13 protein-coding genes and 1 tRNA gene are annotated in these 12,812 nt (G+C 64.2%); 8 read left to right on the forward strand and 6 right to left on the reverse strand.

The window, feature by feature from the left end:
* Positions 1-5: 5 nt before the first annotated feature.
* Genes CK219_RS17925 through atzF form a run of 4 tightly spaced genes read left to right on the forward strand, consistent with a single transcriptional unit; the run spans position 6 to position 4,348 of the window.
* Positions 6-1,538: an ABC transporter ATP-binding protein gene (locus CK219_RS17925; protein ID WP_095768066.1), complete on the forward strand. Its 1,533-nt coding sequence runs from the start codon at positions 6-8 to the stop codon at positions 1,536-1,538.
* Positions 1,538-2,206, forward strand: a complete 669-nt coding sequence (locus CK219_RS17930; RefSeq protein WP_095768067.1) for an isochorismatase family cysteine hydrolase — start codon at positions 1,538-1,540, stop codon at positions 2,204-2,206. Before CK219_RS17925 ends, CK219_RS17930 begins: the two co-directional genes overlap by 1 nt.
* Entirely contained in the window at positions 2,199-2,549 is a 351-nt protein-coding gene (locus CK219_RS17935) for a cupin domain-containing protein (protein WP_095768068.1), read from the forward strand. Before CK219_RS17930 ends, CK219_RS17935 begins: the two co-directional genes overlap by 8 nt.
* Positions 2,546-4,348 (forward strand): allophanate hydrolase, encoded by a 1,803-nt coding sequence (gene atzF, locus CK219_RS17940; RefSeq protein ID WP_095768069.1) that lies wholly within the window; start codon positions 2,546-2,548, stop codon positions 4,346-4,348. Before CK219_RS17935 ends, atzF begins: the two co-directional genes overlap by 4 nt.
* An 85-nt stretch (positions 4,349-4,433) precedes the next feature.
* Here the strand turns inward: atzF and CK219_RS17945 are convergent, their stop codons facing one another.
* Together CK219_RS17945 and CK219_RS31275 are read right to left on the reverse strand one after the other, a co-directional pair.
* Positions 4,434-5,297 (reverse strand): alpha/beta hydrolase, encoded by an 864-nt coding sequence (locus CK219_RS17945; protein WP_095768070.1) that lies wholly within the window; start codon positions 5,295-5,297, stop codon positions 4,434-4,436.
* Between the two features lie 230 nt (positions 5,298-5,527).
* Positions 5,528-5,716, reverse strand: coding sequence for a hypothetical protein (locus tag CK219_RS31275; protein ID WP_141245374.1), 189 nt, complete (start codon positions 5,714-5,716; stop codon positions 5,528-5,530).
* Between the two features lie 244 nt (positions 5,717-5,960).
* On the opposite strand from CK219_RS31275, the gene CK219_RS17955 reads away from it, so the two are divergent.
* From CK219_RS17955 to CK219_RS17965, 3 genes are all read left to right on the forward strand, one after another.
* Positions 5,961-6,389 (forward strand): CBS domain-containing protein, encoded by a 429-nt coding sequence (locus tag CK219_RS17955; protein ID WP_095768072.1) that lies wholly within the window; start codon positions 5,961-5,963, stop codon positions 6,387-6,389.
* Positions 6,390-6,739: 350 nt separating this feature from the next.
* A complete protein-coding gene (locus CK219_RS17960; RefSeq protein WP_095768073.1) occupies positions 6,740-7,177 on the forward strand; it encodes a DUF2267 domain-containing protein in 438 nt (145 codons plus the stop codon).
* A 48-nt stretch (positions 7,178-7,225) separates the two neighbouring features.
* Positions 7,226-7,696 carry a YbhB/YbcL family Raf kinase inhibitor-like protein gene (locus CK219_RS17965; protein WP_095768074.1) on the forward strand — a complete coding sequence of 157 codons (471 nt, stop codon included), beginning with the start codon at positions 7,226-7,228 and terminating at the stop codon, positions 7,694-7,696.
* A gap of 39 nt (positions 7,697-7,735) precedes the next feature.
* On the opposite strand, the gene CK219_RS17970 is transcribed toward CK219_RS17965, so the two are convergent.
* The 4 genes from CK219_RS17970 to CK219_RS17985 form a co-directional block, all read right to left on the reverse strand.
* Complete coding sequence (locus tag CK219_RS17970) at positions 7,736-9,199, reverse strand: FAD-dependent oxidoreductase (protein ID WP_245340521.1); 1,464 nt, start codon at positions 9,197-9,199, stop codon at positions 7,736-7,738.
* On the reverse strand, positions 9,085-10,200 hold the full coding sequence (locus tag CK219_RS17975; RefSeq protein ID WP_245340518.1) for a hypothetical protein: 1,116 nt from the start codon (positions 10,198-10,200) through the stop codon (positions 9,085-9,087). The genes CK219_RS17970 and CK219_RS17975 overlap by 115 nt, the downstream gene beginning before the upstream one ends.
* A 394-nt stretch (positions 10,201-10,594) precedes the next feature.
* Positions 10,595-10,671: transfer RNA gene (locus CK219_RS17980), tRNA-Arg, on the reverse strand.
* Between the two features lie 248 nt (positions 10,672-10,919).
* Positions 10,920-11,861: a DUF1003 domain-containing protein gene (locus CK219_RS17985; protein ID WP_095768076.1), complete on the reverse strand. Its 942-nt coding sequence runs from the start codon at positions 11,859-11,861 to the stop codon at positions 10,920-10,922.
* A 500-nt stretch (positions 11,862-12,361) separates the two neighbouring features.
* Between CK219_RS17985 and CK219_RS17995 the strand changes: the two genes are divergently transcribed.
* Positions 12,362-12,811, forward strand: coding sequence for a universal stress protein (locus CK219_RS17995; protein ID WP_095768078.1), 450 nt, complete (start codon positions 12,362-12,364; stop codon positions 12,809-12,811).
* Position 12,812: the final 1 nt, after the last annotated feature.

Raw genomic sequence — 12,812 nt, forward strand, 5'->3', positions numbered from 1 at the left:
CCAGGATGAGCGCGATCACCGGCAACAAGGCCGTCGGCGTCGAGACCATCGGCATGTCCATGCGTTTCGGCGCCTTCACGGCGTTGGGCGACGTCTCGATCAAGGTGCCAGCCGGATCGTTCCACGCGCTGCTTGGCGAAAACGGCGCCGGCAAGTCGACGCTGGTCAAATGCATGATGGGTTTTTATCACCCGACCGCCGGCGACATCCTCATCGAGGGTCGCGAGGTGGCGATCGCCAGCCCCAGGGACGCCTCGGCGCTCGGCCTCGGCATGGTCTACCAGCATTTCACGCTTGTCCCCTCGCTCACCGGCGCCGAGAATCTGGTCATTTCGCGTGAGAAGGTTCCCGGCGTGATCGACTGGCGCAAGGAGCGCGGCGAGCTTGCAAAGTTCATGGATCGAATGCCGTTCAAGCTGCCGCTCGACGTCAAGGTGGCCGAGCTCGCTGCCGGCGAGAAGCAGAAGCTGGAGATCATCAAGCAGCTTTATCTCGGCCGCTCCTTCCTCGTGCTGGACGAGCCGACCTCCGTGCTCACCCCCGGCGAGGCGCAGGAAGTGCTTGGCCTGGTGCGCGCCATGACCAGGGCCGGCGCCCTGACGGTGCTGATGATCTCGCACAAATTCCACGAGGTGACGGCATTCGCCGACGACGTCAGCGTGCTGCGCAAGGGCAGGCTGACCGGCACTGGCCGCGTCGTCGACCTCGACCGCAAGGCCATGGCGGCGATGATGATCGGCGACCAGCCGATCGCGGTCCTCGACAGCCGCGCCGAGCCCAGGCCGGACGCCGAGATCGTCCTCGAGGTCAAGGCGCTGAAGGCGCCGGACCGCACCGGGCTGAAGTCGATCCGGATCGAGGATCTCGGCGTGCGCGCCGGCGAGATTGTCGGCATCGCCGGCATCTCCGGCAACGGCCAGAAGGAATTGCTCGAAGTGCTGGCCGGGCAGCGCCCCCGCGATGCCGGCGAAATCATGGTGCGCGGCGCCGCCTATGCGGCAACGCGGGCCGAGGCGCGCGCTCTCAACGTGCGGCTCATTCCCGAGGAGCCGCTGAAGAATGCCTGCGCGCCGAAAATGACGGTGGCCGAAAACATTTCTTTCCGCACCTTCGACATCGACGGCAACGGCAAACCGGTGAGCTGGATCAGTGCCGGCGCCATCAGGGCATTCAGCGCCAGGCTGGTCGAGCAGTTCAAGGTCAAGACCGCATCGCTTGCCTCGCCGATCGCCTCGCTGTCGGGCGGCAATGTGCAGCGCGCCGTGCTTGCCCGCGAGCTCACCGGCAAGGTCGACCTTCTGATCGTCTCCAACCCGTGCTTCGGCCTCGACTTCTCGGCCGTGGCCGAAATCCGCGCCCGCATCATGCAGGCGCGCAATGCCGGTGCCGCCGTGCTTCTGATGTCGGAGGATCTCGACGAACTGCTCGAGCTCTCGGACCGCATCTTCGTCATGTCGGACGGTGCGCTGGTCTACGAGACGCCGATTGCGCAGGCCAGTGTCCAGACTATCGGCGAGCACATGGCGGGACATCACTAATGGCGGAAATCGCAGCGCAGCCATTTCCGTTCGCCTTCAAGCCGCGGACCATGGCGCTGGTCGTCATCGACATGCAACGCGACTTCGCCGAGCCCGGCGGCTTCGGCGCCAGCCTCGGCAATGACGTCAGCCGGGTGACCGCGATCGTGCCGACGGTGAAGCGGTTGATCGACGGCTTTCGCGCCGCCGGCCTTCCGGTGATCCACACGATGGAGTGCCACCGGCCCGACCTTTCCGACCTGCCGCCGGCCAAGCGCAATCGCGGCAATCCGTCGGTTCGTATAGGCGATGCCGGGCCGATGGGCCGCGTGCTGATCGTCGGCGAGCCGGGCACCGCGATCCTCGACGAGCTTGCGCCGCTGCCCGGCGAGATCGTCATCGAGAAGCCAGGCAAGGGCGCCTTCTATGCGACCTCCTTCGGCGATGACCTGAAAAGGCTCGGCGCCGAGCAGCTCGTCTTTGCCGGCGTCACCACCGAAGTCTGCGTGCAGACGACGATGCGCGAGGCCAACGATCGCGGCTATGAGTGCCTGCTCGCCGAGGACGCCACGGAAAGTTATTTTCCCGAGTTCAAGGCGGCGGCGATCGCCATGATCAGGGCGCAGGGCGCCGTCGTCGGCTGGACGGCGACGACCGACCAGGTGCTCGAGGGAATTGCCAATGCCTAATCTTGCCTTTGCCGGCCTGCTCGACGGCGGCTGGCGCGACCTGGCGTTCGAGCCTTTCCGCGACGGCATCGGCGTGCACTGGCTGCTGAAGGGCGGGCCGGTGGAGCCGTCGGTCGCGATCCTGAAATACCGGCCGGGCGCCGGCGTGCCGCGCCATCGCCATGTCGGGCTGGAGACCATCGTCGTGCTGGAAGGCACCCAGAGCGACGAGAACGGTGACTATCCTGCCGGCAGCGTGATCCTCAATCCGGTCGGAACCGAGCATTCGGTGTGGACGAAGGACGGCTGTGTCGTGCTGATCCAATGGGACCTGCCCGTGATCATTCTGGGGGAGACGAAATGAGCGATGTCCACTTCGACATAGCGAGCCTGCGCGCCGCCTATCGTGGAGGTGTCGGCGTTGGCGATGTGATCGCGGCGATCTATGCCCGCATCGAGGCTGCCGACGATCCGGGCATCTTCATCCATCTCGCCTCCAAGGCGGATCTGCTTGCCGCGGCCGAAGCGCTCGGCCCGTTCGACCCGGTGGCAAAACCGCTGTGGGGCATTCCCTTCGCCGTCAAGGACAACATCGACGTCGCCGGCATGCCGACGACGGCGGCCTGCGCGCAATACACCTACTGGCCCGACAAGGACGCCACCGTGGTGGCGCGGCTCAAGGTCGCCGGCGCGCTGGTCGTGGGCAAGACCAATCTCGACCAGTTCGCCACCGGCCTCGTTGGTGTGCGCACGCCCTGGCCGATCCCGCGCAACGCCATCGACGCGGAGCTGGTGCCGGGCGGCTCCTCGTCCGGGTCGGCGGTGGCGACAGCGCGCGGCATCGTCTCCTTCGCGCTTGGCACCGACACTGCCGGCTCCGGCCGCATCCCGGCCGGCCTCAACAACATCGTCGGGCTGAAGCCGACCGTCGGTGCGTTGTCGACAGGCGGCGTCGTTCCGGCCTGCCGCACGCTCGACTGCGTGTCGGTGTTCGCGCTGACCGTCGACGACGCTTATGCAGTGTTCTGCGTCGCGGCAGGGCGCGACACGGCCGATCCCTATTCGCGCGACATCGCCGTCCGGCCGCTCGCCGCGCGCCCGCCTGTGCCGAGCGTCGGCATCCCGGCAAAAGCCGACCGGAAATTCTTCGGCGATGCGGCGATGCAGGCCGGCTTCGAGGCCTCGCTTGCCATGCTGTCGCGGCTCGGCTGCCGGCTGGTTGAAATCCCGTTCGGCGATTTCTACGCCACCGCCAACCTCCTCTATGAGGGCGCCTGGGTGGCCGAGCGCTATGCTGCGATCCGCGATTTCATGGAAGCCAACGAAGCCGCCATGCATCCGGTGACGAGCAGAATCATCGGCGGCGCCAGGAAGTTGTCGGCGGCGGACGCCTTCCGCGGCCTCTATACCTTGCAGGCCTACCGGGCCAAGCTCGCCCCGCTCATCGCCTCGGTCGACCTATTCTGCGTGCCGACCGCGCCGACGCACTACACCACCGCCGCCGTGCTCGCCGATCCGGTCGAGACCAACAGCCGGCTCGGCACCTACACAAATTTCGTCAACCTGCTCGACATGTGCGGCATCGCCGTGCCGACCGGCACGCGCGACGACGGCCTGCCGATGAGCGTGACACTGCTTGCGGCCGCCGGACTGGACGGCCTTGTGGCGTCCATCGCGCGCGATCTCCATGCCGCGAGCGGTCTCACCCTCGGCGCGACCGGCTGGCGCCAGCCGAGCGTGCAGCCTGTCGGCGCGTCGGCCGAAGACGGCACGATCGAATTGGTGGTGGTCGGCGCTCACCTCTCGGGAATGCCGCTCAATGGCCAGCTCAAGCAGGCCGGTGCCCGGTTCTGCCGGGCGACGAGGACGGCTTCTTCATACAAGCTTTACCAGCTCGCCGGCCAGGCCACGCCCAAGCCCGGACTGGTCCGTGTGGAGAGCGGCGGCACTGCGATCGAGGTAGAGGTCTGGCGGATGCCTGCCGAGGCCTTCGGCCACTTCGTGGCCGCCATCCCGCCGCCGCTGGGCATTGGCAACATAGAGCTTGACGACGGCAGCAGCGCCAAAGGCTTCCTGGTGGAATCCGTGGGCTTGCTGGGCGCTTCCGACATCTCGTCATTCGGCGGCTGGCGCCGCTTTCTGTCTGATCGCGTTCCCGTTTGAATGTGTCCTCAACGGACTCCGCGAACTGCTTTGCATGGAATCAGTGCCGGGCACGTCCTTCGAACGATGACGAAGAGGGTGCCGCTCAACGATTGCTATTATGCGCTGCTGCCGACAGTCCCGAACCTGACGCGTGCTGATGCCAGACGTCGAGCACCGCGGCAACGATTGCTTCGGGCGCGTCTTCCTGGACGAGGTGCTTGGCGTTGGCGATAACCGTGAATGACGCGTTTGGAATACGCCTCGCGAGTTCCTCCCCATCCTTCAGCGGGATGAACTCGTCTTCAGCGCCCCACACGATCGTCACTGGGCAGCGAATCTCGCCATAGCGCCATTCGACCTCTTCGCTGTATTTGTCGTCCATTTGAGCGATCTGGCGCCAGAACGCCTTCTGCCCCTCTTCCTCAAGCCAGGGATCGAGATAGAGCCGCATCTCCTCCTCAGCCAAAGTGCGCTTGACCGCCGCGCTGATGTACGCGCGCAGCATGGCCTCATGGATATAGGCGGGCAGTCTGGCGAACACCTCTCCATGCGCTTTCGCCGCTTGCACCAGCGCTGAACCCTGCGGGCTGATCGCGACCGGGTCGATCAATATGAGGCTGCGGTAGTCGACACCGTCAAGCAAATGCGCACGCAGCGCCACCGAGCCACCGAAGTCATGCGCCACGATATCGGGCTGCTCGGCACCCCAATGGTTTACGAGTGCCGCGAACAGGCTGTTCTGAGTGCCGTGCAGGACGTCGCCCTCGGGCTTGGTCGAGCGTCCATAGCCGAGCATGTCGTAGTAGAAGACCCGTCGATGCCGCGCGAGCCATGGCACGATCCGCCGCCATTCGAGCGAAGAGAATGGCGAGCCATGCATGACGACCGCGGGCGGCCCTTCGCCAATGACGCCCCAGGCGATCTCATCACCGTTGAAGTCGAACCGCTCGGGCAACTGCCAATCCATGGCTTTTCTCCTGATCAGATTTCCACTGGGATCGAAATCACTCGTGCTAGCCAGGTAGAATCCGGATTACGGCCGTGAACAACGAATGCACGCAGCGCATTCCCCAGCCCGTGCCCGACTGGCACCTTAAGACAGCATCTGCAGCATCCGGCGGCCATGCATGGCAAATGACCGATGCCATTCACAGGCCGGTGAAATGATCCCGGGACCAGTGATCCAAGCCCCGACTGTCAGACGCTCGACGCCGATCTGTCCGAAATCAGATGGCGCAAGAACCATTGAGCTGCGAGATCCGCGACTTCGTCCAGGGCGCCGGGAGGCAGCGCCAATACGATGACGTCGTCGCGCCCGACAAAGCGAACGAGTTCCCTGGCCAGTCGCCGTCCGGCCTCGCGGCGATCTGTAAAGATGGCAGCCATGACCTTCGATCCGCGTGCATCTGTTTTCCCGGTGGATATTCTTTCAGCCTGCGGCCACTCTCGTGGGATGGGCTGCGGCACCGGTATCATTTTGGAACTCGCTGGCTGTCTCGACGTTCCAAGAATAGTTTCGATCGCGAGGGAGGCGCGTTGGCGCGGATCGAGCAGACCGCGATCCTGTGATCTCGCAATGCGCAGCAGGAGGCGGGTGTGGCGCCTCAGCAATCAGAGAGAGGAACATCCCATGCAAGTTCAGGAGATCATGTGCCGTCGGACCGAACTGGTCGGCCCGAACACGACGATCAGGGATGCCGCCCGGAAAATGCGGGCCGACAATCTCGGCGCCCTTCCGGTCGGCGAGAATGACAGGCTGGTCGGCATGGTGACAGACCGCGACATTGTGATGCGCGGCGTCGCCGAGGAGCGCTCAGCCGGCAACACGACCGTTCGCGAGGTCATGTCAGAGCATGTCCATTGGTGCTTCGATGACGCCGACATCACCGATGCGGCGAAGATCATGGCCAAGCATCAGGTGCGTCGTCTTCCGGTGATCAACCGCGACAAGCGTCTCGTCGGCGTCATTGCTCTGGCTGACCTCGGGCGGACCGATGAGGAAGCCGCCAAGATCGCCCTCGAAGGCATTTCCGAGGCGACGGACGATCCTCGTCGCTAGAGCAATTCCAGGAAAAGTGCGTAGCGGTTTTCCGTCCGCAATTGCGTAAAAACAAAACTTAGAGCGGTTGGCGATTCCGTGAAACGCTGAACCGCTCTAAACGCTCGCCTGAGCGGTTGCTGCCATGCGTTCTCCTCCGTCGGGGCTGAACGTCCCCTGCTCAGGCAGCCTTCAGTTGGCCACTATCGCGCTTTGACGTCTATGCGGCGTGTCTTGTCCTTTGCAGCGGGATTCTTCGGAAGCTCGACAGCCGACAAGAATGCGCGTCGGGACATGCCATGGCGGAACAACGGGCCGGCACGCCTGTTTGGTCAATCCACCTAGTCGGATTTGAACGGAAGGAGATTTCGATGAACGCCACCGGACTCGACGTATTCGACAAGACACTGCAGACCACAAACATCTGGCTCGACGAGATCATGGACGAGATTGGACCGGATCGGCAGGTCGCCTGGCACGTTCTCGGAGCGGTGCTGCACGCCCTGCGCGACCGTATCCAGCCGGATCTTGCAGCCCACCTCGGCTCGCAATTGCCGATTCTGGTTCGTGGCGCCTTCTATGACCGATATCAGCCCTCCAAAGCTCCCGAGAAGGTGCGGTCGCTCGACGAGTTTCTGGCCAAGATCAAGGCGGAGCTTGAGCTCATCCGTCCGCTCGATTCCGAGGATGCATTCAGGGCCGTGTCCAAGGTGCTTGCCCATCATGTCGAAGAAGGACAGATGCACAAGGTCTGGGACTCCCTGCCAGGAGAGATCAGACGGGTCGCCGAAGCTCAGCAAGCGGCGTGAACGGCGCCGGCGCGGGTTTCTCGGTCGCAATCTCCTGGGGAAATAGCAATGCCACTCACCCTTATCAGCCCGGCGTTCCCGGCAGGCGGAAAAATTCCCGAAAAGTACGCGCGCGACGGCCAGAACGTCTCGCCGCCGCTGAAGTGGTCCGGTGTTCCTGACGGGACCAAGAGCCTTGTTCTAGTCGTGCAGGATCCCGATGCGCCAAGCGGGACGTTCGGGCACTGGGCGGTCTTCAATATCCCGCCGGATGCCGGCGGACTTGCCGAAGCCGAAGATGGCAAGCCCGGTCCGTCGGCACTCAGGCAAGGCACCAACGATTTCGGCAATGCCAATTACGATGGTCCGCAGCCGCCTGCCGGGCATGGCGTCCACCATTACCACTTTCGGCTGGCCGCGCTCGATGTACCGAGCCTCGGCGTACCGGGACAGGCGGGCGTGCATCAGGTCTGGAAGCAAGCCCAGAAACACGCATTGCAGGAGACGGAGTTGGTCGGAACCTACGAACGGCCAGCATGAGGTCGGCGGCATTGGTCGCCGCCTTCACAGCTGCCGCTTTCACAATGCAATCTGGGCAAGCGGTTTTCGGGCGGGGCCGTGGATGACCGAGCCGTCGGCGGCAAAGATCGAGCCGTGGCAGGGACAATCCCAGGTGCGGTCGGCATTATTCCAGGATACGGTGCAGCCTTTGTGGGTGCAGGTCGCCGAAACCGCCTGGAGTGCTCCTTCGGTGTCTCTCCACGCCGCAATCTTTTCGTCTCCCCTGACGATCACGCCACCCATGCCAGGCGCAATATCGTGCGTGCTCGAGACGATCGATTGACTGCGGCCATTCTTGTGGAAGTCCTCGGGATAGGGCCGCGCCGGGTCGTAGAGTTTTTGCCATCGGCTTGGGCGGCCGCAGATCAGGTCGGCGATCATGGTGCCCGCGACCGTTCCGTTGGTGATGCCCCAGGCGTTGAAACCCATGGCAATGTGGAAGCCGGCCGCCTTGGTGGGATCGGGTTCGCCGGCGTATGGGATCCTGTCGGCCGTGTCATAGTCCTCATTGCACCAGCGCCACGCAACGTCACCGATGGGAAGGTTCTTTCTCGCCCATTTTTCCAGTTCGATGAACCGCTTCGCCACGTCGCCATCCCAGCCGGTGTTGAATTTGGGGCCGAGCGCGACCAGCAGTGGACCTTCGGCGTCACGGCCCGTGCGGATGGAATGCGTCGGATCGTCGATGCCGATGAACATGCCGTCGACAGGGCGGGGATCATCGATCCGAAAGGCCATGGCGGTGTGGCAGCGCGGTTGCGTCCGGTTCGCCATGCCGACGGGACTCTTCACCGTCATGTTGGTGGCGACAACGACGTCCCCGGCATCAACGGCGCCGCCATCGGTGACGACGCGCCAGCGGCTTGCCTCGTCGATCGAGGTGGCGCGGCTGTTTTCGAAGATACGACCACCATGGGCTGTCACCGCTGCCGCCAAACCAATCAGATACATCGTTGGATTGAACTGCGCCTGGTCGGGGAACCGCAATGCTGCGGTCGTTTCGAAAGGCAGCGGCGCGCGATCGAGGAGATCGGCCTCCAGCCCGACCTGGCGCGCGGCCTCCGCCTCGGCCACGACCTCCGCGCGCCGGCTTTCACTGCACGTGTAGGTATAGGTGTCCTTGCTCTCGAGATCGCAGGCGATCGCGTAGTTGTTGATCCAATCGCGGATTTGTTGGGCGCCAGCGGAATTCGCGTCGGCGTAGTCCTGGGCCAACTCCAGGCCGATAGTGTCGATGAGATGACGATAGATCAGGGCATGCTGCGTGGTGATCTTGGCCGTCGAGCGGCCGGTGACCTGGCCGCCTGTCCGCAGGCCTTCGAGGACGACCACCGATCGGCCCGCCTCGCAAAGGCGAAGCGCCGTCGTCAGGCCGACAATTCCAGCCCCCACGACAACGGCGTCCGCACGGAGCGAACCTTCGAGCCGGGGAAAGTTGGTGGCGGTGGCTGCCGCAACCCAACAGCTTCCCGGTTTTCCCAAGAGAATGGCCATTTCAACCGTGTCCCTTGTCTCGATGCGCTTCCATCGACAACCGGGCCGGCGGAGGAACGTTCCCGGGGTTCGTCGCTTTCGGTCGATCGCCCGCCACCCCTGGCCAGAAAAGCGCCGGGAAGGTGCGAGGTGCAGGCCATCACCCAAGTGATCGCCTCGCGGTCGTATTCGTCGCCTGAGCGCCAGTCCTCGAAGAAGGCGTTCAGCCTGTCGACACGCCCCGGCCAGATACCGGCGGCCTGCAGGCCGAGTGAAACGCCGTAATTGGTGAAGGCGAACTTGGTATCGCCCAGCCATGGGGCGCGGCTGAAATAGCCGGGCGGGTCGACCCACATCGTTTCCAGAGTTCGCAGCGAACGCCTCGTCTGCGCCTCTGCCCACGGCTCGTCGGGAAAGAAATGGGCGAGCCACAGCATCATGCCCAGGCCGAGGTCCTGCTCGATGTCGAGGGTGCGCCAATCCCGCTCCATCAGGTCGCGCATTTGCGCGATCTCGACCGCCAGCGCGTCCTCACCGAGCATCCGGTAAGAGACGTAGCCGTCATAGGCATCCATGCTGCCGAGACCGTAGCCAGGATATGGGCTGCTCAGATCCTCCTGCATCTTCCAGATCACGCCGCGGCCGGGGATCACAAAGGCTGGGTGAATGTCACGCGCCAGCGCAATGCCCCGCTTGCGGTATTCCGGCTTCAGATCGCCCAGACGCGCCAAGGCGAACAGCCACATCGCCAGATAATGGAAATACTGGCCATCGCGATCCGCCGCCTCGCCGATCCTCAATCCGCGCCGGCGGCCGAGCACACGCTCGACATCGGCCACCAGCCGGTCGGCCGCGCCCAGCCAGCGCTCTTCGCCAGTTTCTGTGTAGAGCGAGACATAGATCACGACGCCGAATGCATCGGTCCAAAGATACCGCAAGCCGTTGGGCCAGATGCCTTCGGCGCGCAGCCAATCGAGTTTTCGCAGGACATAGTCGACGTCATGCAACATTTAGCCAAAGCCCTAAAACTGGCGGAACTGGCCGGTATTCGGCACCGCGCGACTGCGAGCATGCCGAATTTCGAGCTCTCCTCGGTCCGTTGATCTGGCCAGATATCGCGAAACGATCTGATCGGCGGCGGGTTCCTTGGCCGCTTTGCCCGGCGCGACCGGATATCCTCGTCCTGATCACGAGTTTCGGGTCCAGGCACTCATAGCGGGATGTGCGAGGTTGCCAGGCGTTTCGGGCGTTTCGCTCGGGGAGGCAAAGTTGCGACGCCGCCAAATCCGAATTGAGGCTGGCGAAGCCGCAGCCGAGCGCGGTTCTCAGCGCTTACGCCGCTCAACCCCGAACGACTTCAGCTAAGCAAGCCTAGTGCTAACTACCTGTTATGCAATGAGAAATTGGCGCACCCGACAAGATTCGAACTTGTGACCTCTGCCTTCGGAGGGCAGCGCTCTATCCAGCTGAGCTACGGGTGCTTCCCGGGAAAACGAACCGGCCGGTGAGCCGGCCAGCCACGGCTTCATAGCGGAAGCGGGGCTAGGCATCAACGGCCAATTGGCGATTGTGCGGCGGCCTGAGACGGGTTGATTGTTTCACCGATAGCTATCGGACATGGCGCTCCCTCGACATCGCGGCTTCGCCGAGCCCACCGTTTCGGAGCAAGCCGCGGGTCTCGCCGCCCTTCGGACCTGCCGTTTTGTCGAGGGACCCAAGCTTCTGGGTCTCACCCCTCCGCCTCCACCTTCGCCACCCTCCTTCTCACCGCCCTTGTCGCCCGCTTCTGCTTCTTAGCCCCCGCCAGCTCGTGCATCGCATCCAGCTGCATCTGCTGCATTTCGGCCAGCCGCTGCCATTGGCGCGAGATCAAATAGTCGAGCTTTTCGTGCAGGTGGCGCACCTCGAGCTCGGCTTTCAGGTTCACCCGGTAGTCGTTGAAGGAGCGCAGCCGGTCTTTGGCTTCCTGCCGCTTCTGGCTCATCATGATCACCGGCGCCTGGATGGCGGCGATGCAGGAGAGCAGAAGGTTGAGCAGGATGAACGGATAGGGATCGAAGGCGTGCGCCAGGCCGGCGATCAGGTTGACGCCGATCCAGACCAGAAGCACGGTGCCGAACGAGATCAGGAACCACCAGCTGCCGCCGAACTCGGCCATCGTGTCGGAGACGCGGTCGGCGAAGGAGCGGTGCTCCTCGAACTCCTCTTCCGAGTTCTCCGAGATCGTGTCTTGTCTCGCGATCGATTCAACCACCTGGCGGTCGAGCTCGGAGAATTCGCCGTGCTCCTGCTGCAGCAACTCCTCCATGTAGCGCATGCGGTAGCGGCCGAGCTCCTCGCGGCTGATGCGGGCGCCGCGCGGCAGGTCGGGATGGTCGGAGCGGATGCGGTCGGCGAGGCTGGGCCTGAGGTCGTCGATGCGCACCAGGTCGCGCTTGCGGAATTTCCGGCCGCTGATCGCCGAGGGTTTTTTCTTCGGCTTGATCCTGGCGGCGCCCGGAACATGCGGTTCGGCGTGCGGCTCGGAATCCGGCACTTCCGGCGCTTCGAGGATCTCGTCGGCTCCGTGCTGGGCATCCTCCAACACGGTTTCCGCCTCGAGATATTCGCCGGCGACGTCGTTCTCGTTGTCCGCCTGCTTCTGCGCGGATGCCTTCGGGTCGCCTGCCATGCTCGGTGCTCCTGTTCGAGGCTTTGCGATACGATACGCCAAGCCGGCGGCATATCCATGGTCAGTGTGAAAAGTGTGTGACGGAACAAGTTCTTGTGATTGGGCGGGCGTTGCTTTCTCCGCCGACCTTCGCGCTGCAATCGCACCTGGCGGCGCAGCCCCCTCTCCGTCTCGGCGCTTCGCGCCGATCCACCTCTCCCCCGCTTTGCGGGGGCGAGGAAACGCCAATCGCCATTGCCGCGCCGTTCGCAATCCTGGGTTCCTCGCCCCCGCCGGAGGCGGGGGAGAGGTGGCTCGGCGAAGCCGAGACGGAGAGGGGGAGCGCCGTCGGCAATTTCTCACCACCCTGGAGCAATCGTCTCCGCCGCCTGGCCTTGATCCAGATCAAGCTGGCCCCTGTGGCGGGCCTGATAGGCTGACTATATCGAGATCAGGCCTGAGCGTTCAGGCTCCCGCCACCTGAGCCGCGCGCAGCGGCCCGCAAATGAGGGACCGCTACCATGTACAAGAAAATCCTGATCGCCACCGACGGTTCGGAACTGGCCCAGAAGGGCGTCGCCCACGGGCTGGAGCTGGCCGTGGGCCTTGGCGCCGCCGTGGCTTTCGTCACCGTCTCCGAGCCGTTCCCGACGCTGGCCTGGGGCGGCGCCATGGCCGGCTATGTCGCCGCCGACGAGCTCACCAATTACGAGGAAAGCGCGCGCAAATATGCAAGCGAGGTGCTCGACAAATGCAAGACCGAAGCCGATGCCAAGGGTGTCGCCTCCAAGGGCGTCCACGTCGAGAACAAGGCGCCGGCCGAGGCGATCCTCGAGGTTGCGGGCGCCGAGGGCAGCGACCTCATCGTCATGGCCTCGCACGGCCGCCGCGGCCTCGGCCGCCTGGTGCTTGGCAGCCAGACGGCGGAGGTGGTGTCGCTGACGCAGATCCCGGTGCTGGTGGTCCGGTAGG

It is taken from the genome of Mesorhizobium sp. WSM4313 (genome assembly GCF_002294725.1).
Taxonomy (GTDB): domain Bacteria; phylum Pseudomonadota; class Alphaproteobacteria; order Rhizobiales; family Rhizobiaceae; genus Mesorhizobium.

What these genes read in the sequence shown, in the direction of transcription:
- CK219_RS17985 (WP_095768076.1), bottom strand. Translation starts at nt 11,861, where the DNA reads ATGGCAGGCGACCCGAAGGCATCCGCGCAGAAGCAGGCGGACAACGAG.
- CK219_RS31275 (WP_141245374.1), bottom strand. Translation starts at nt 5,716, where the DNA reads ATGGCTGCCATCTTTACAGATCGCCGCGAGGCCGGACGGCGACTGGCC.
- atzF (WP_095768069.1), top strand. Translation starts at nt 2,546, where the DNA reads ATGAGCGATGTCCACTTCGACATAGCGAGCCTGCGCGCCGCCTATCGT.
- CK219_RS17945 (WP_095768070.1), bottom strand. Translation starts at nt 5,297, where the DNA reads ATGGATTGGCAGTTGCCCGAGCGGTTCGACTTCAACGGTGATGAGATC.
- CK219_RS17930 (WP_095768067.1), top strand. Translation starts at nt 1,538, where the DNA reads ATGGCGGAAATCGCAGCGCAGCCATTTCCGTTCGCCTTCAAGCCGCGG.
- CK219_RS17960 (WP_095768073.1), top strand. Translation starts at nt 6,740, where the DNA reads ATGAACGCCACCGGACTCGACGTATTCGACAAGACACTGCAGACCACA.
- CK219_RS17995 (WP_095768078.1), top strand. Translation starts at nt 12,362, where the DNA reads ATGTACAAGAAAATCCTGATCGCCACCGACGGTTCGGAACTGGCCCAG.
- CK219_RS17975 (WP_245340518.1), bottom strand. Translation starts at nt 10,200, where the DNA reads ATGTTGCATGACGTCGACTATGTCCTGCGAAAACTCGATTGGCTGCGC.
- CK219_RS17935 (WP_095768068.1), top strand. Translation starts at nt 2,199, where the DNA reads ATGCCTAATCTTGCCTTTGCCGGCCTGCTCGACGGCGGCTGGCGCGAC.
- CK219_RS17955 (WP_095768072.1), top strand. Translation starts at nt 5,961, where the DNA reads ATGCAAGTTCAGGAGATCATGTGCCGTCGGACCGAACTGGTCGGCCCG.
- CK219_RS17925 (WP_095768066.1), top strand. Translation starts at nt 6, where the DNA reads ATGAGCGCGATCACCGGCAACAAGGCCGTCGGCGTCGAGACCATCGGC.
- CK219_RS17965 (WP_095768074.1), top strand. Translation starts at nt 7,226, where the DNA reads ATGCCACTCACCCTTATCAGCCCGGCGTTCCCGGCAGGCGGAAAAATT.